We start from the raw sequence: 18829 nt of genomic DNA, 5'->3' as shown, positions 1-18829 counted from the left end.
CCTTTACTTACGTATGATTATTGGACCCTACGACGTTTAGATATTAGTAGCGCAGCAATACTCGCCCCTGATACAATCAGGACGCCAACTAACAGCTTCATTGGTGTGTCGTCTCCTGTCTGCGGATTAACAACAATCTTCTCTTGTTGCGCTACGCCAATCTTGCTAGAAACACTAGTACTGCTACTAACAAGCGCTTTACTCGTCGTATCTACTTTGGCGGCAGATTCCGTAAGTTTCAGCGTGTTGGTGTCAAACAGGAACCGAATCGTATAATCATGGTCATAATCGATATCCTTTACCGTAACATGGATTTTGGAAAGCAGCGGTTTGCTGATATCCTCAATGGCAAATTGAACGACTCGCGTATCTTCAACCTGATTACTCTTAATGACTTCCGCACTAGGAAAATCAGTTCCCTTCGCCGTTTTGAACACCGTAATCCACTTGCTATGATTCATTTGAATCTGTGCTGTTATTTCACCATTTTTCACTTTCAATATGGCTGGTTTTTCAAAGTAATCATTCGCCATAGACGCAGAATCATTCTCCGCTTTGGTAATCACATAATCAATGCTGTAGGTGCCATCCGACACATTCGACGCCGCCAAGGCGATGGATGAGATTGCGGATTGTATGATCCATATCAGCATCAGAACACAAACTGTTGTACTCACTCTCTTCTTCATACTCAGGTTCTTCCTCCTATTCAAACCCTAAACGTAAATGATTATCATTCTCAATTGAATGTCATTGCGTTGATAATAGCTCACATATTAGGTCATGTCAACTTTATTTTTTCCCAACATTTAGGATGACCCCCTCCATTCCGTCTTCGTATTATGTAAACTGTTGACTGGGGGATTATACCAAAAAAATGTATTGACAGTGATAACAGTTCTCAACTACCATTGTAATTGAGAACCATTATCACAGGAGGATCTACATAAATGAGAAAAACTTTCCTGCTCGTTCCGTTTGCTATCCTTACGTTGCTCGCAGGCTGTAATCCCCCACTAAATGAGGTCAATTCAACTTCAGCCGACGCCTCTCCAGTTGTATCCGTCAAGGATTTTGCTGGAAGAAATATCTCCTTTAAGCAAGTGCCACGCACGATTGCTGCGCTCAGCAATGGTGAATTAGATCTTGTATACGCGTTGGGAGGCGAAGTCGTAGGTAGACCTACCTCTACCACGCCTGCCTGGATAAAAGAAGCAGAGAAAGCCCAGCAAATCGGATCTGCACACGGTATTGATCTGGAGAAAATTGCATTGCTAAGCCCCGATGTAGTACTTGGAAACAATCCAATGAACCAAAAGGATATTCCATCTATAGAAGCCCTAGGTTCCAAATTGGTGCTCTCGTCTGCGAACTCCATCGATGATATAAAAAAACAGCTATCGCTGATTGGCGAGTTAATGCAGAAAGAACCAAAAGCAAAAGAACTCATCCAAGTCATTGAGCAGAAACTGCAGGCCTTTGGTACCAAAACAGATGCTCCCAAACCTAGGGTCTTGCTTGTTTATGGTGCACCTGGCACTTATATGGCAGCACTCAACAACTCACTCAGTGGCGATATTCTGACGAAGGCTGGCGGAATCAATATTGCAGCAGATTACCCCCGATTAGAGAGCTATCCGCAATACGCACAGTTGAATACGGAGAAAATCATCAAATCCAATCCACAGCTTATTTTGTTGATGAGTCATACTAATCCTGATCAAGTTAAAGAGGGATTCCTGAAGGAAATGTCGCAGAATGCCGCTTGGAGCTCTCTTGATGCTGTCCAAGACAATCAGGTTGAGGTGCTTCCTGCAGACCTCTTCGGCTCAAACCCAGGTACACGCGTTATCGAATCGCTGGATATGATGAACCTACTTCTGCGTAAGGTTACAAATCCATGAATGTAAACCAGCGTAGTTTTCGTCGTAAATGGGGACTTCTTCTCGCTCCTCTATTATTGCTTGCAGTAACTTTCTATGGATTGACCTACGGTTCAGTTCCCATCTCACTTAGAGACATCTGGGAGGTGTTTACTTCAAACGGTGAACCTCTCGCTTACAAAATAATTATGAATCTACGTCTTCCTCGTGTCCTCATCGGGTTGCTGGTTGGCGCCTGCTTAGCAGCATCCGGCGCCTTACTACAAGGCGTTATGAAAAATCCACTTGCCGATCCGGGTATCATCGGCGTTTCCGCAGGCGGAGGCTTAGCTGCCATTATGGCGATGATTGTGTTTCCGCAGTTGAGCTATCTGCTTCCTGTGCTCGCTTTTGCTGGCGCGCTCGCTGCTTCAGTATTCATTTATGCCATAGCGTGGAGTAAAGGCTCCTCCCCCATCAAGATTGTGCTGGCAGGCGTCGCGATTAACGCGTTAATAGGAGCCATTACCAATGGCTTCATGGTTATTTATAGCGATCGAGTTCAAGCTGTTCTTCCTTGGTTAGCCGGTGGGCTTAGCGGTAAAAGCTGGCATCACTTATCCTTCATGGCACCTTATGCCATCGTCGGATTAGTGTTATCTCTCTTCGCTATTAAGCCTGCCAACCTGCTGCTTCTAGGGGACGATGCTTCCAAACTACTTGGCCAGAAAGTAGAAGTGCAACGTTTCTTTCTGATACTGCTCTCTTCCCTTCTGGCAGGAGCAGCCGTTAGTGTGGCTGGCTTGGTCGGCTTTGTTGGGCTGGTTGTACCTCACGCTGTAAGACTGCTCGTCGGAGGCGACTATCGCTTTATGCTTCCCTTATCCATCGTAGGTGGCGCAGTCTTGGTAGTGTTCGCAGATACAGTTGCTCGAACAGTTTTTGACCCCATTGAGTTACCAGTCGGGATTCTGCTTGCCGTAATAGGAGCGCCATTCTTTCTATATTTATTAAAGAAACGGGGAATGACAGGTTGAATGCAATTGAAACGAAGAATATTCATTTGGCTTTCGGCCCCTTCGGACTGCAAGATCTGTCGGTCACCATCCCTTACGGTAAAATGACAGCTATCATTGGCCCTAATGGGTCTGGAAAGTCGACATTGTTGAAAGTGATCACCCGCTTACAGCATCCCGATAGCGGCAACGTTGAAATCTACGGTCATCCTCTTAAATCTTACAGTAATTTGCAGTTTGCCCAAACGGCAGCCATGCTTACCCAAGCGAAGGAACAGGTCCCCGAGCTTACCGTCAAAGAACTTGTTGCATATGGTCGCTCACCGCACAAACGGATGTTTGATCGGATGAATTCGGAAGATCACGATATCGTCAACTGGGCCTTAGAGATCACTGGTACGCAGCGAAATGAACATCGTATGTTTCATACGTTATCTGGAGGGGAGCAGCAGAAAGTACGGATTGCCATGGCTTTGGCCCAAAAAACAAAGATTCTACTGCTGGATGAACCGACAACTTTCTTGGATATCGCCCATCAGCTCGATGTTATGGAGATGCTGCAAAAGATTAATGAAACATACAAGCTTACGATTGTGATGGTACTTCATGATCTTCAGCAAGCAGCCGCTTACTGTCATTATATGATTGCTATGAAACTCGGCAAGGTTGTACATCGGGGTGAACCCAGGTCTTTGTTGTCCAGCCGTTTTTTACAAGACGTCTACGACATCCACGCCAAAGTTACATTTGAAGACGACTACCCTGTCATTATTCCTATAAAACCTAAACCACCATCCAAGGAGGAATTATCCATGATTATCGTAACCAACACTTCACAAATTACCAAAGGTGAGGCCCACAAATTAATTGAGCGCTTTGACAAAGTAGGAAAGGTCGAATATATGGCTGGCTTTCTTGGCCTTGAAGTCCATTTGACCGAAAATCTCAAGGAATATGACGAAGTAAGCGTCGTGACTCGTTGGCGTTCCAAAGAGGATTTCACAGGGTGGACAACAAGCGACGCTTTCCGGGAATCACATTCCCATCGAGAAAAGCCTGATTACATCCTATCGAACAAAATTTCCTTCCATGAGGTTAAAATCGTACGTCAACCCATTCAGTTAGACGATGCTTCTGTTACCGCAAGTTAGTTTCACTCATTCCATTTATTCCTTATTTTTACATATAAACAAACAAAACGTAGACCCACAGCTCTATGCTTGAGGGTCTACGTTTTGTTTGTAACGATATTTACTCACCCTACTTGTCTGACTGAAACCCGTACAACCGCCAAGGTTTGTGTCCGCCATAGTATCGTACAACCTTGTCCTTTTCTCCGACCGGACGTACACAGAAATCAGGAACCTCATTACTTGGATAAAGTACAGCCTCTTCACCTTTCTCCAACGCCAATGATAGTTCATCCTTAATAACCGTTTCTCCAGACACTCGCACCGCGCCGTCCACGCCAATGATGTCCCAACGAGTGTTTCCCTGCCAGCCCGTCTTAATTAGACAAGGTTCTCCTGCTAAACTCTTCACCCTTATCCACTGTGTAGCGGCATCCTTGCGGACTGCGCTGACTAAGAAGGCGCCTTCCCCACGCAAGTCATGGAAGGCTAGCTCTGTCCATGCTTCGGGCACAGCTGGAAACACCCGCAGTTTGCCGCCCCAGCTCTGGAGCAGCATATCCTGTATCGATTCCGCACCGGCTAGCGGCGTTTCGATCACCGGTCCCGCTTCCTTGTACATCGTATTCGGTTTGATGATGAGCAGCAGCGATTGCAGGAGTCGAAGCGCCTCATCCCCCTGTCCTAGAACAGCGGCAATAGACGCTGCTCCAGTCATACTGAAACCGCGCAGGTCGCCTTCTTTGGCCAGCCAATGTCGCAGAGAAGTTGCGATTAAGGCCCGCTCTTCCTCCGTTTCACCGCTAATCAGATGGAGCGGGAAAATCGCCAGCAAGTGACTAAAGTGACGATGCCCATAAGCAAGCGGCATGTCGCGACCAACCATAAAGCCAGTCTCATCGACCGGCAGCGGAACCAATCTGGTTAGAATGTCCTGCCACTTCGAACTTAGCGGATCGCTAACGTTCAGCCTGTTGCCTATCGCAAGCAGCGTCTCACAGCCCCAGCGCAACAAGGAAAGATCATAATGGCAATCCGGTACCGTTGTTCGCATGAACGAGCCATACTCCGGAGATATCGTCGGAGGCAGATGCAAGCAGCCGTCCTCTCCCTCCTCAAGCAGATGGATGTAATAATTCACACTCCGTTTGAGAATAGGAAATAACACTTCCTCCAACATCCCATCATCCATGGTATAGCGGTAGTGACGCCACACGTTATGACAGATCCACGTTAAATTGCCAACTTCGTCGTCTACACTCGCCTGCAAATCGAAGCTGCAGCTGCGTCCTAAACCAGCTGAATCGTGTTGGAAGGGTTCAGGCACATTACGAATCAGTTGCTGCCTATTTGCATGCAAGGACCGAATAAGTGATTCTCCCATCTCCAAACGATTGGCCGTATAAACCGGAGAATAACTCATCTGTACATTCATGTTGAACCAGACACCTGGCCATGGTGTCGATGTAAGCCAAGGACCTTGATTATCGATCAAAGGTTTGTCTACTCTTGTAGCGGACGCCAGTTTATACATCTGTATCCAGTAAAAGCTTTCCAAACGGCCATCCGGCAACGATACGAAGCTTTGCTGGTAATAACGGTGCCACCATGCTCGGTGAGCTTGCACCCACACTTCGAAATTCGTTGCCGAAGCCTGCGCTACCGCCTCCACTGCCTCAGCCTTTGCCGTTTCACAATGTCCCCTAGCAATGGACAGCCAGCAGATTCGGCGATTCGGCGAAACCTGCACGTCTTTCCAAGCAGTTACGCAGCCATCTTCGCCCGAATACCGCTGTGTACACACCCGAATGCCATCCTCATCTTCCGAATAAACGACTTCCGTCTGAGGCACATATTGATTTAAATTCACGCCGTCTGCGTTTTTCAGTACTGGATCGACGTCCGGGAAAGGATACCACGCAAAGCGTGCGCCACTTTCACCCTCTGTCGTCTCAATCTCTACGGCGATCACCGGATCGAGACTATGAACGATTGAGCGAAGCTTCACCTCTCCGCTTGTTGTCGTCAGCGTAGCTTGTAATTCGGCGTTCCACAGACTGATTCGCATCTGCGTGGGATGATAAATCTTCCCTTCCAGTTCCAGATCTAGTTCGCCAAGCTGAACACGAGGTGGGAATCCTGGCTTATCCATTCGGACTGCCGTCACATCCGTGCGCCCAGTTACCATACGAAGGACATGCCGCTTACTCGCATGCTCTTCACCGTAAACCATCGTGCCTAGCAAGCCATTGCCGAGGAAGGCTCCTTCATCCCAGCTAACCGGCTTGACGACCCATTCCATATCGTTGTCAGCCATATAACGTTCCCAATCGACAACTACTTGCACAGCCGAGTTGCTGCTTTCTTTCACGGCTAACTTCCTCCTTTAGCCTTTGACGGCTCCGATCAGTGCGCCCTTGACGAAATATTTTTGCAAAAACGGATATACGAACAAAATGGGAACCGTAGCGACGATAATCGTCGCATATTTCAAGGTGGCGGCAAGCATGGCAGCATCTTCGTCGGAAGCGCCTGAATTGCTACTAGCCTCTCCTTGGAGCAAAATTCCCCGCAACACGAGTTGCAACGGATAAAGCGAACGCTCCTGCAAGAAAATCATCGCATTAAACCAAGAATTCCAATGACCTACGCCGTAATACAACAGCATAACAGCGACAACGGGCATCGAGAGTGGAAGCACAATCCGAAATAGAATGACGAAGTCGTTTGCTCCATCTATTTTGGCCGATTCCTCTAGCGCATCTGGGATCGCTTCGAATGCCGTCTTCATCAGAATCAGATTAAACGTATTAATGGCAGTCGGAATAATAAGCGACCATAGGGAATCGATTAATCCCACACCTTTGACCGTCAAGTAAAGGGGGATCAACCCACCGCTAAAGAACATGGTGAAAATAATAAATAACATAAGCGGCTTGCGATAGAGCAAGCTCTTGCGCGAAAGAGCGTAAGCTCCGAACGCAGTGAGCGTAATGTTCAGCACTAGGCCCATCAATACGACAAACAGTGTATTGCCGTAACCTTTCACAATCATCGGATTGCGGAATACATTCGTATAAGCATCAAGCGAGAAACCGAGAGGACGCCATAACATGCCCTTGTAGCCCATTAGGCTTCCTGCGTCACTAACAGAAGCAAACAGCACATAAATAAGTGGATATACAGTAAGCAGCATCATTAAAATCAGCAGAAAAACATTAATCGTATCAAAACATATTTCTGAAAAGCTCCTCTTGTTTACCATCCTCATGCACACTCCTTTACCACAAGCTTGTATCGTTGAATTTGCGGCTCAACCAGTTGGAGGAAATGAGCAAGGCAAAGTTGATGACCGAGTTAAACAAGCCCACCGCTGAACTGTAACTATAATTGAAATCCTGCAGACCAACGCGGTACACATAGGAAGAAATGACATCTGCCGTTTCATAAGTACCCGGGTTATACAGCAAAATGATTTTCTCAAAACCGACATTCATCATTTTGCCAATGTCGAGAATAAGCAAAATAATGATGATGGGCATAATCCCTGGCAACGTGACGTGCGTCATCTGTTTCCAGCGGCCAGCGCCATCGATTCGAGCTGCCTCGTACTGTTCTTGATCAATTCCGGTTAAAGCCGCCAAGAAAATAATCGTTCCCCATCCGATATTTTGCCAGATCCCAGAAGACACATAGACAGAACGGAACAGACTTGGTTCTAGCAAGAACGTCGAGCGTTCCCCTCCGAAAAAGGCAATGATATCATTGATGACGCCATCGCTGGTTGTAAAATCTTTCAGTATACCGCAAATAACAATCAATGAAATAAAATGCGGCATGTAAGTTACGGTCTGTACCAATCTTTTAAACATAGCATGTCTTAATTCGTTCAGTAATAGGGCCAAAATAATAGGTGCCGGGAACCCGAACAACAACTGGTAGAAGCTGATCAGAACCGTATTCTTAATCGTTCGCCAGAAATAGGCTCCGTTGAAGAAATTAGCAAAATGCTCGAATCCGACCCAATCACTCCCCCAAATACCGATTCTTGGTGAGTAATCCTTGAAAGCGATCAGGGCGCCATACATTGGCGCATAATGGAAGACGACATAATACAGCAGAACAGGCAGCAACATCACATATAGCAGTTTGTTTTTACGTATATCCAGCAATAGCCCGAAACGGAATACTTTCCGTTTGTCTTCAACGGCTGAAACTGGCTTCGTTTTGGAAATCATGGTGTTCATCGCATCACCTTCTCCTGCCACGGCCATATTCTTGCGGAAGGAAAGGAACGGTTCGTTCCTCCTCCGCAAGATATGCCGTAAACTAATTATCGCTTATTGTAACGATCCAGCGCTTTTTGATAGATTTGAGTCACCTTGTCGATGCCCATTTCATTAATTCGTTTGACATAGTCATCGAATTTGTCGATTGGCTCTTTGCCCATAACAAACTTAACGAACATTTCTTCTTTATAACTCGTAATTGCTGTACTCAATTTAGCCAACTCTTTGCTTTCTTCCGTTGTCGGCGTCAAGAAAGGCGGCATTACGTGTTTGATAGCGTCTGTTTGTTCCCAAATCCCGACAGCATCGTCCTGCTCTTTGTACGTATTGAAACTCTTCCGGCTGTCGCCTAGGAATGGACCGTTCGGCTTGGTATATTGGGAAATCATTTGCTGCAGGCTCAATTTCGGATCTTTGGTGATTTTATCTGTAAACTTAGGCACGCCATTGTCTAACGTGTAGCTTTCGCCAACAATTCCGAAGTTGAAGAGCATGCTGCCCTTCTCGCCAAACGCATAATCCATCCATTTAACAGCAAGTTCCGCATGTTTGGAATCACCTGCAACTGCTTTACTTACGGCTGGGTTGTATTTAAAGTCACGTTGACCGATGAAAGCGCGTTCGCCTTTCTTCAACGTTGGGTATGGTGCAGGTACAAGCTGGAATTTTGGATTTTTCTTCTTACCCGTATCCATCCATTTGCCTACAGCGCTAAGTAAGCCGACTGTCGCACCGGATTCATCGCTTAGTAATCTCGTATCCTGTGATTTGGAATCCGTATTCAATGCGAAATCCTTATCTAGCAATCCTTCTGCATACCATTTGTGAAGCAACGTCAGTGCATCTTTGAATTGCGGATCAATCGGCCCGTATTTCACTTTACCTTGATTGTCAACATAGAAACGGTTAGCTGTTTGATAAGCGCCAATGAATGCATCTTGAATATTCAATTCATTGCTATACTGAGCGGTCAAAGCTGCGGATGCACCTTTTTTCTCTTTGAATGCTTTCAAAACGGTGTACCATTCATCAATTGTCGTTGGCACTGGGAGGTTCAGTTCATCCAGCCAATCTTTGCGAAGCATCGGTCCGCGGAATACCAAGCCATTGTCCGGACGAATCATTGGAAACGCATAGTAGGTGCCGTTGTCCGTTTTAATCATTTTGTCCAGCTCTTTATCCTGCTGAAGCAGTTTCTTTAAATTAGGCGCATTTTTATCGATCAAGTCGTTGAGAGGAAGAATCACCTTGTCAGCAATCGCTTTCTCTGGACCACCTGGATACGCAGCCGTTCCACCGCCGCCCCAATTGTATTCAATCACATCCGGCAGATTGTTCGAAGCGATTAGCAAGTTGAATTGTTCTTTTGATTGACCGTCTGCAGGATGCGTATACTTGACTTTAACACCGGTATCGATCTCCAACTGCTTGCCAAAAGGGGAATCGCCTATATTTGGAAACACCGTTGTCAAGTTCGGATTAATCTGCTCCCAAGAGGTTAGTGTTTCTTGCGTAGCAATTGGATATTTGCCTGCTGCGGCAGTTGGCGCTGTTGTTGAAGCACTTCCTGTTTCACTTGGAGACTTCGTTGCCTCTTTGGAACATGCGGCGAACATACTGGAAGCTACCACAACGCTTAGTGCCAGGCTAATGGATTTTCTTTTTGAACGACTGCTCATGTGAATCCCCCTCATATCGATTAGTGCGATTGTTTTCGTTGCAGCACTGTAGCTTCAGTATGGATGGTTAAGCACTCTTTTGAATATCGTCAAAACTGCAAATCCCTATTTAAAATCCATAGAAAGCAATCATCAGAATCCAAAATCACTGTGCAAAAAATGAAAAGTCGCGCAAGCAAGCTTGTACGACTCCAAAATACCCGGTACTGAATCACTTTAATTCTTTGTATTTCCCTGGCGTAATGCCTTCAAACTTCTTAAAAGTCCGATTGAACGTATTGATATCCGCATATCCAACCTTACGCGCAATCTCCATAATGGAGAGCGATTGTTCACTTAGCAGCTTTTTGGCCTCTTCCAACCGTGTTCGACTGATAAAATCAAGCAGTGCATCGCCGGTTTGCGCCTTAAATTGTTTGGATAAATAGGATGGCGTGATTCCGAACTTCTCTCCGATCATGGAAATGTTCAAATTATCTTCCGCATAGTTGGCTTTCACAAATGAACTTACAAGTTCTCCAAGTGGACTGTGCTCCTGTTTGCGCTCAGCTTGGATCGATTGGCAGACCTGCTCAAGAATCGAGAGAATCTCCCCTTTCATTTCTTTCATCGTTTCACATCCGAATAGTCGTTCAACAGGATGAAACTGTTCAGTTAAGGACGTTTTATTGCCTTGCGAGCCGATTTCATTCATCGTTTTCAACATCGTACTGGCTAGGTCAAACATGAGACACTTGCCGAGAGGTACGGATAAAACCGCATTGGAGGCGTTCGTTTCTATAATCTGCTCAATAATTGAGCTCGACTTCTCATAATCGCCTGTTTTAACAAAATTAATCAATTGCTGCTCTACATGCAAAGGATAATAGTAATTCCCGGCCTGATGAGCAGCCTCGGAACTCGGTAATTGGTCGTATCGGATGATTGCCCCGCCCCCTACTACAAGACGATAGGCCATTGCAGATAACGCTTCTTGATAAGCCCCGGCAATTCCGAACAACTCGGTATGAATCCCGCTGATCGACACCGTCAAATGGACATGGAAATGGTCAAGCAGAAACAATTTTACCTGATCAGCAACTTGCTGCAGCTCCTCTGGGTCCTGCCCCGTGCCGAAATTAAAAATACATGCCTGCATATCATCCATTTCCGTTACGAAGCCCCGATGCTGACTGCCGATCACTTCTTCCACCACATTCATCAGGATAAACTGCATCAACTTCACCTTCTGCGGATCTACCGTGACATCATCCTGGAATTTGCCAAAATGATCGATATGGAACAAGAGTACAGCAAAATGAGACGAGGACAGGCGTATATCATGCGCTGAGAGTGATTCATGGACAGGAATGTCCTGCTCCAGATTTCCCTTAAGCAGCCCTTGCAGAAAATGCGAGCGAATGGCATCGCGGTGCTGATGCAAACGGCGATCAACCTGCTCTTTCTCCGCGAATGTATTGTTCAGCGCATCTTGCAGGAAGCCATACTCATTCGTTCCCTCGGCAAATGAAATCCCTGCTTTTGTCGAGAAGCTACGAATGAGGAGATTAATCGGATTGTAATTTTTGCGAAGGAATAGGAAAGTGACCACCCCGCCTAGCAGAAGGCTGAGCAAAATACTAGCATACACGAGCCTTTTCATGTACTTCATCTTGTCATCAAAACGCTCGGCAGGAATCATCGACATGTATTTCCAGCCTGTCCTGCCTGAAGTGGTATAGGATACAGCGACCTGCTCCCCAGCTACATCTCCATAAAAGAGTCCATTTTCACCAGTAAACTTGTCATATGTCAGAAATTGCGGCCTTTGCTCTAGACCACTAGAAGCGACTAGTCTGTTTTCATTATCCAGCAACGCAACAGATGTCGCTTCGGATGGCGGAAGATTGGCAAGCAGTTTCGTATCTTTTATCACAAACAGGAGCACTGCTCCTGGCTGATCGCGATTCGCCAAAGAAACGGATTTGGCAAATAAAACAGCTTTGTACGAATTGTCAGCCTCTTTCATCGTCACTGGCATATAGGAATGGACATAGCGATTATCCAGAAACGACTTCCACGCATCATTGCCTTTCAGCGTTTGTCCGTCCAACATCTGAAACAATTGGCGGCTGTCTGTCCGATTACGTGTGGATATGACGGTATCGCTATTTTTATAATATAGATAAATTTGTTCTATGAACTCATTCGCCGTCTGATACACCCGCAAATCATTCGAAATGCTGACTAAATCGTAATAATCGTTATCCGTAAGCGGCTGTGCGGTGTTGATAAATGCATTCACTTGTTTATTCAGGGAAATTTCTAGACTTAACCGCTCAATGCCTCCCAAACTGTTGTCGATGGCCAATTCCATCTGCTTCAGTGCATTCGTGTTGGCACGATTGACTTCCGATTCGACCACATGCCAAGAAGCCGCATATAGAATTCCACTAATGATGATCGGGACGAGCAGCACGGAGATATAAGAAGTAAACCAAGTAAACATTACGCTGCGTTTATTAAATCGGATCCGATTAAACTTCATTAGCACTAACCCCTTATCGCCATTTGTAACTGCTTTCATATATTATAACGAAATTAGAGGAAACCGTCTCGGATTTAAGTCCATTATATCCAAAGCAACGGCTGCCTAATGGCCATATTCCGTCGCAGTTCATCTTCTTTCGGCTTGTGATCTAATTTGTGCCATAAAGTAAGCAGCCTTTCAGAATGATAAGACAAGCCTGCAAGCAGTAAGAATGACATAGCTACTGGCCATTGCGCATCATATTCGACATCTCGGCCATAAGGCCAAGATTTCTTATTTTCTATGTAGGGAAGCAAGAATGATATCCCTTTCTCAATACCTCTGCCATCTGACAGTTCAAATTCCCATAAGTTATCGTCGGGGGTGGTAAGAAGATGCGTAAGCGTAACGAAATTATCGAGTGTAAAAAGGGAATACGCATAGGGCTTCGTACGGGACAGCTCCCGCGGAAAGCTGCCATCTATGGCCATCTGTTCTACCAGTAGTTTGGTTTTGTATTGTTCTCTGCACCAATCCAGCATCGCCTGTTGGCCGGTCAACCGCGCGAATGCGGCCGCCTGCACATACCAACACACCCCATGATTGTTCGGTTCGTTTCTTTCTTCCACGCCTTGTGGGTGCTCATTCATCCATTGCAAGTAATCCGCGAACCATGCGGAAACACGCTGTAGAACGATCGAATCTGCTTGGGACATGTGACTGCCCTGTAGTATCTGAACAGCTGCAGCCACATCAATTAAATGCAGGGTATCAATAATACCGATCCCCCGCCCCTCACATACACCAGGCACTGCCTGCGCATAGAGCAAATGCGGGTTCATTCGTGTGTGCTCATTGACAAAAAATGCGTCTAGCAGCCGAACTGCATGGGAGGCATATTGTTGCTCACCTGTTATACGGTGTGCGGCAGTCAGACAAGCGACCCGAGATCGCATTCGGCGAAGTAGTATCCGATGTGCATGGAAGTTACCTGGATTACTCTCGCCATCACGGCGCACATAGGGCAGTCCATTCAACGTATCGGGATTTGGCCACCAATAATCACCATTCGAGTAGTAATCATGAGCATTGCCCGGGCTCTGCGGGGCTATTTCATCCGTTATTTGAACAGGAAGTGTTGTTAGGTAGGCATCCGCCTGTTGGATTATCGCAGTCAGATCGACATATAAGCTCCATTGATCTTTATTTAGAGGGTTAACATGATTCATATGGTTACTCTCCCTTCAATTATGCAAACATAGATACAAACAAATATGCAAACAAATGTGTAAACAAAGCACTAAATGCAGCAGGCCAGATCCCGAAAAAAACGGGATGCTAAGCCTGCTGCATAGTCGTGGGAAATGATGCTATCGATCCAATAACCGCATAATAATCGTTACTGCTTCCGCCCTCGTTGCCTCAGCTAATGGCTCGAACGTGTTTTGCTCACGTCCGGTTACTAGCCCTAAGGAAACAGCTTGCGAAATGGCTGGCAATGCCCAAGCTGGAATTTGGGAACTGTCGCTAAATGCGACTTGGGAAGAAGCTCCCCCTTGTTGGGAATAAGCCCTAATTAGCATAGCAACCATTTCTGTGCGGTTAATCGATTTATTGGGCCGCAAGGAATCGTCTTCATAACCTTGAAGAATACCCGCTTTCAGCGCTGCCCCCAATTCGCCGACAGCCCAAGCAGGAATATCTGCTCCATCGGCAAACTTCGTCGTTGACGTTTCAGCCTTCAAACCAAGAGCTCGAACCAGCATAGCTGCAAATTGGATTCTTGTCATAGGCTCGTCAGGTTTAAAACTGCCATCCCCGTAACCGTTCACGATGCCTTTGGCAGTGGCGCGAGAGATAACATCGGACGCCCAATGATTCGGCACATCGGCGAATGATCTCTGCGGCGGTACAGATGTGGACGGATCTGTCGGTACGACAGGTGGTTTGCTTGGATCCGGTGTCGGCTTCGGCGTTGGCGTTGGTACAGGAGCTGGAGTATAACCCGATGACGAATCCGATGAAGACGAACCACTTGCCGCTGGACGCTGTGCCCGTATCGTGTACGTTTTATGTACACCGGAAGGCATTGTCACATCCAGTAGAATCACACTGCCGCTAGCGGCAATGGCGAGCGGTCTGCTCTCGCTGCCACTGAGAACAGTTTGCTGCGCACCACCGTCTACGCTCACTTGAATTGCAGCCCCCTGACCGATTGAAGTTGGCGTCAATGTCAAGCTGTTAATTCCCGTTGGGACCGTCACCGTGTAGTAAGTGATTTCCGAACTGAATGCCGGTGTGATTGTCAGATTCGAGCCGATTTGAAGGCTGCTTAAGGCAGGCTTCTCCTCTTCAACCGGCACATTCCGTCCTGCAGTTGGCCCAACATCGGCCGATGTTAGCGGCCGTTGCGTCAGCACGCTCGCAGGCACATATTCATCTGCTCCGACGTCAACTGTATTCGTCCGTCTTTGGCCGTCCATATCATCTGCCGGCAGGTACGGGCCTTGTGCTGCATCGACCGCTGGGCTTAACGGTGATAACCGGATTAATCCGTCGATGCCGCGAACTAGCTTCAAGTCACCTTTGTACGTGGCGTTTACAACACTCGCAGTCGCTGACACAGCTGCAAGGCCATCGGCCATGTTGCCGACATAATTAGGTCTGCCATCAGTAATATCTTTTTCATTAAATATCGTTCCCGCATTGCTAAAGATCACGTTGTTATACACTTGCGTACCTGTTGGCTCAAACGTCCGTTTAGCCATTTTGATTGCCGAGGCTTTGCTAGCTAAATTAACGATCGTATTGTTAAAAATTTGTACATTATATTGCCGCCAATGCCCGCGCAGCAATTCCGTCTGTCTTACCTCTGACAAGCTCCGCAGCGGAGCAACTTCATTCACGCCGGTCCCCCAGTGGATCATTGGATTCGCGCTGCCATCCGGTCCCGCATCCTCCGTGCCGCCATCAACTGTAATGGCATCGTCGGTCAAGCCTTCCATGTAATTGTTATAGATTTGATGATCATTCCCATAAATACGGAAGCCACTAGTGCCTTCTTTTTTCCCGTCTGCAATAATAAAGTTACCATAGAAGCTGTTACGATGACCATGACGAGCCACCATGCCTCCGAAGGAATTTAGAATCGTGTTGTACCGAATCGTATTATCGCTGCTTTTCACCGACACAATCTCATCTTCGCCGTTCAAGCCATCGAACAGGTTGTATTGCACGGTCACATGGCCGGGCACCAGAGACAATCCTGAAAGTCCGAGACGAATAGCTTCCATCCCATTGGAGACCCGTGGACCCATATCGTGAAAATAATTGTACTCAATCACATCGTATTGCGAAACCATATCTTTGCCATCGTACGTAATTGCAGCGCCAAAGCCGGTTTTCGGTCCAATATCGTTGTAAGCAATCCGGTTATGACTGCCGTTGCCCTCTACTCGGATATAGTGCCGATCCGTCCCACCATCCGTTTGCAGCGTAGAGCCTGGTGTATGCGACGTTTCCCCAGTATAGACGGGGCCATTAGGCTCATAGGTACTGCCATAACGGCAGCTATTTTCTACGCCGATGACGCACCAGATGATCTGCTCATCTTTTTTGAACCTGTATTTCTGCCCCGTTTCATCTAAGGCAAACGTGTTACGCAGAATGGAGACATTGTTGGTGTCATACAGTTCTACACCAGGGTGCAACCCTGTCAAAGTGTCTAAAAAATTAGTGTCAACAATACCTCGACTTTTCAACGAATCTTCGCTATTCGCCGACCCGCCGCCGGAATGGAACGTAAGTCCTTCCACGCTGACGTAGCTGGCATTGTGAATATACATATAGCTGTCCCCAGCGATAATCGCCTTTCCTTGCTCCGCTGCTATCACCCGAATCGGTTGCGCAGCCGTTCCTTTCTTGTCTTTGATGATGAATGCCCCTTGCTGCTCATAGGTGCCATTTTGCAATTCAATTGTCGTTCCTGGCGTAGCTTGATCGAGTGCTGTCTGCAACTCGCTTGCTGTATGGACACGGACAACTTGAACTGGTGGCAGCGGTTCTACCGGTTTATCCCCCGCTTGCGGCGGACCAGTTGGCCCTGTCGGCTCAGTCACTTCTGGTGGTGTTCCCGTATACAGCTCAACTTCGGTAATACTATTCCAACTGCTTGAGCTCCCTGACGCAGTGTTGCCATACCCAACCAACCGTATGTAGCGATAAGCTGCTGGTTGATTCCATACATAAGGCTGTAAAATGCTGTCGCCTGCTCGCAGTGACCGGCTAAGTCGCTTGGGCAACAGAACCGTCGATTGCTGGAAATCCGCCTGATTCGACCCTATAATTTCAAAGGAAGACTGACGATCGACCGCATTCAAAAAAGCAATGTTCAAATACGATACTGTCTCCGGCTGCCCGAGATCAAATTGCAGCCACTCCCCTTGTCCGGAAGCTGACCAACGCACATCGTTATCCCAGATTCCGTCCACGACATTGGCCGGAATATTCGTTGTGTTCGGTTGGTACGAACTGGCGGTCACCGTAGTAGCGTTCATCGGAATGCGGCCGTTCGTTCCTTTAGCCGACAACCGATACGCTTGCAAGGCATATGTATTCATCGAGCTGCCGCTGGATGCGTTCACCTTCAGTTTGTTAATCCCAGGTGTCATGGCAATCTGGTTCATATCGCTAACTGGCTGGTTCGCCACTGCGTTGTTTGTCAGCGTAGCATCCACTGAAATACCTGCGTCCGCCTGCCAATCTAAACGGATCGTGTCCGCATCTGCAGGGACCGTCACCTCATAGGCGTCTAGCTTGGCTGGCAAGAAAGATGGCGTTATAGCCAGATGCTGATTACCCGCTAAAACGTCCAAAGCGGAAAGCTGAATGTCCGGCAATTTCTCTGCAAAAGTAAAATACGAACCATTGGCAAGCGTTGCATCCGCTGCATAGTAAGTCTCCCCATGCAGGTTAACTTGGGTTAAAGGCAGAGACACGGCATCGTTGAAATCACCGCTGCTGCTCGTTAACAACAGTCCGCCTGACGGAAGCAGCCCTTGCGGAAATGCGACCTGCACAGCGCCAACATGACCACTGTTCTGAGCCTTCCAAGTTCGCGACAAGCGCTTGAAGCCCGACCCGTATGGTGTCGAAGGAGCGGTGCTGCCGTTATCTCCCCAGAGTAAATACTGTTTATCGGCCATCGTTTGTTTGGTGCTTATGATAACTTGTGAAGATGCAGGACCTTCACTGCTTCGGCTCGTGTCCAGCGCCAACGCACCTTCCTCATCCTTAGCAATGCCTGCTACATTATTATTGAATGCCGCGTTAATCGTAGACGGCCACACCACTTGCGAAGATCCCCCTGCTGAGATGTAATCCTTCCCTTTCAACGGCGTCCCGAATTTGAGAGCCATGTATGTTTGTACTTGATTGTGCTGCGTCGCGGTCAGTGCATCGTTGAATACAATTAATTCGCCCAGTTGTCCGTCGTATCCAGAGCCTCCGCTGATTGCAGAACCTAGTGACATCGGATTGCTCCCGATTCCTTTCATAGGAAGACGTGATGCTGTTGAAGTCGCATACGATTGACCGTCGAGAGTAACGGATTGGTAGACGTTGCCTGTCACTGGCTGCGAATCGAATTGAAATCCCCAACTGTTATATTGACGAAGTGGGACGCTATACCCGGTTGTAAGACGTGGATTGCCGGAAGCGACATCCCCCGAATCCCAAAGAATTTGGGAGTTAGGACTAGAGTAAAAAGGAATGTACGCCCCGAATCTCCCTTTTCCTTGTAATGTTTCATAAAAAATTTGTGAAGACTTATTCGTTTCCGACAATCCGCCAGCCGTCACATACACATTTGCACGATCTACGACTTCATCTTGTGCGAACAGCCCGTCCCCATCTACTAAGATACTGCCAGTGCCTGCGCGAATAAATTGCACAGCAGGTTGGAAATTCAGGGAAGGATTTGATGCCACATATTTGGGCTTCGTCCGCGGACTAGAAGTTCCTACGGTCCCATCATTAATAAAATCATTCCCATTCGGACTGCTGTCCTTCCAAACGGTCACTTCTCCGCTCCCATTCACGGTCATACTGGCCGGATCGGCTTTTAACCATAATTTGAGCAAACTCTCATCTACGCCCCCTGGCGTTCCTGCCACTGCACTATCGGCATGGGCTTTGGAGAATCCTGCAGGCAGTCCCGCTAAAGTTAAAGCGCTTGCAAGCAGCAAGCTGATGATCCGTTTCGCATTTCCCTTCTTCAATTCAACATCACCTCTTCATAATGATTGCGCTCTTCAGCAACACCGCTGACTAGCGTACAAGCAATT

The 18829-nt window shown here is 47.2% G+C and carries 11 protein-coding genes; 3 read left to right on the top strand and 8 right to left on the bottom strand.

The features are described 5' to 3' along the window. Positions 1-17: 17 nt before the first annotated feature. Positions 18-689 (bottom strand): heme uptake protein IsdC, encoded by a 672-nt coding sequence (gene isdC, locus HQN88_RS13100; RefSeq protein WP_173112172.1) that lies wholly within the window; start codon positions 687-689, stop codon positions 18-20. Between the two features lie 261 nt (positions 690-950). Between isdC and HQN88_RS13095 the strand changes: the two genes are divergently transcribed. From HQN88_RS13095 to isdG, 3 genes are read left to right on the top strand one after another with little or no spacing between them, the layout of a single operon-like run. Next, entirely contained in the window at positions 951-1904 is a 954-nt protein-coding gene (locus HQN88_RS13095; protein ID WP_173112169.1) for an ABC transporter substrate-binding protein, read from the top strand. Beyond that, positions 1901-2899, top strand: coding sequence for a FecCD family ABC transporter permease (locus tag HQN88_RS13090; protein WP_173112166.1), 999 nt, complete (start codon positions 1901-1903; stop codon positions 2897-2899). The genes HQN88_RS13095 and HQN88_RS13090 overlap by 4 nt, the downstream gene beginning before the upstream one ends. Next, positions 2896-4029 (top strand): heme oxygenase, encoded by a 1134-nt coding sequence (gene isdG, locus HQN88_RS38065; protein WP_173112163.1) that lies wholly within the window; start codon positions 2896-2898, stop codon positions 4027-4029. The genes HQN88_RS13090 and isdG overlap by 4 nt, the downstream gene beginning before the upstream one ends. Positions 4030-4138: 109 nt before the next feature. On the opposite strand, the gene HQN88_RS13080 is transcribed toward isdG, so the two are convergent. The 7 genes from HQN88_RS13080 to HQN88_RS13050 form a co-directional block, all read right to left on the bottom strand. Further along, positions 4139-6379, bottom strand: a complete 2241-nt coding sequence (locus tag HQN88_RS13080) for a glycosyl hydrolase family 95 catalytic domain-containing protein (protein WP_274319543.1) — start codon at positions 6377-6379, stop codon at positions 4139-4141. A gap of 15 nt (positions 6380-6394) precedes the next feature. Then, a complete protein-coding gene (locus tag HQN88_RS13075) occupies positions 6395-7273 on the bottom strand; it encodes a carbohydrate ABC transporter permease (protein WP_173112159.1) in 879 nt (292 codons plus the stop codon). A 16-nt stretch (positions 7274-7289) separates the two neighbouring features. Further along, positions 7290-8255, bottom strand: coding sequence for an ABC transporter permease (locus tag HQN88_RS13070; protein ID WP_420794183.1), 966 nt, complete (start codon positions 8253-8255; stop codon positions 7290-7292). A gap of 86 nt (positions 8256-8341) precedes the next feature. Further along, a complete protein-coding gene (locus HQN88_RS13065) occupies positions 8342-9976 on the bottom strand; it encodes an extracellular solute-binding protein (protein ID WP_173112156.1) in 1635 nt (544 codons plus the stop codon). A 211-nt stretch (positions 9977-10187) separates the two neighbouring features. Next, positions 10188-12503 (bottom strand): helix-turn-helix domain-containing protein, encoded by a 2316-nt coding sequence (locus HQN88_RS13060; protein ID WP_173112153.1) that lies wholly within the window; start codon positions 12501-12503, stop codon positions 10188-10190. An 83-nt stretch (positions 12504-12586) separates the two neighbouring features. Further along, a complete protein-coding gene (locus HQN88_RS13055) occupies positions 12587-13714 on the bottom strand; it encodes an alginate lyase family protein (protein ID WP_173112150.1) in 1128 nt (375 codons plus the stop codon). A 141-nt stretch (positions 13715-13855) separates the two neighbouring features. Next, positions 13856-18763, bottom strand: coding sequence for a chondroitinase-B domain-containing protein (locus HQN88_RS13050; RefSeq protein ID WP_173112147.1), 4908 nt, complete (start codon positions 18761-18763; stop codon positions 13856-13858). Positions 18764-18829 lie beyond the last annotated feature (66 nt).

The sequence above is a fragment of the Paenibacillus qinlingensis genome (genome assembly GCF_013204845.1).
Lineage (GTDB): Bacteria > Bacillota > Bacilli > Paenibacillales > NBRC-103111 > Paenibacillus_E > Paenibacillus_E qinlingensis.
Note: the sequence above shows the minus strand (reverse complement) of the source record. Positions and strands in the feature narration are given on the sequence as shown.

What these genes read in the sequence shown, in the direction of transcription:
- isdC (WP_173112172.1), bottom strand. Translation starts at nt 689, where the DNA reads ATGAAGAAGAGAGTGAGTACAACAGTTTGTGTTCTGATGCTGATATGG.
- HQN88_RS13095 (WP_173112169.1), top strand. Translation starts at nt 951, where the DNA reads ATGAGAAAAACTTTCCTGCTCGTTCCGTTTGCTATCCTTACGTTGCTC.
- HQN88_RS13090 (WP_173112166.1), top strand. Translation starts at nt 1,901, where the DNA reads ATGAATGTAAACCAGCGTAGTTTTCGTCGTAAATGGGGACTTCTTCTC.
- HQN88_RS13075 (WP_173112159.1), bottom strand. Translation starts at nt 7,273, where the DNA reads ATGGTAAACAAGAGGAGCTTTTCAGAAATATGTTTTGATACGATTAAT.
- HQN88_RS13070 (WP_420794183.1), bottom strand. Translation starts at nt 8,255, where the DNA reads ATGAACACCATGATTTCCAAAACGAAGCCAGTTTCAGCCGTTGAAGAC.
- HQN88_RS13065 (WP_173112156.1), bottom strand. Translation starts at nt 9,976, where the DNA reads ATGAGCAGTCGTTCAAAAAGAAAATCCATTAGCCTGGCACTAAGCGTT.
- HQN88_RS13060 (WP_173112153.1), bottom strand. Translation starts at nt 12,503, where the DNA reads ATGAAGTTTAATCGGATCCGATTTAATAAACGCAGCGTAATGTTTACT.
- HQN88_RS13055 (WP_173112150.1), bottom strand. Translation starts at nt 13,714, where the DNA reads ATGAATCATGTTAACCCTCTAAATAAAGATCAATGGAGCTTATATGTC.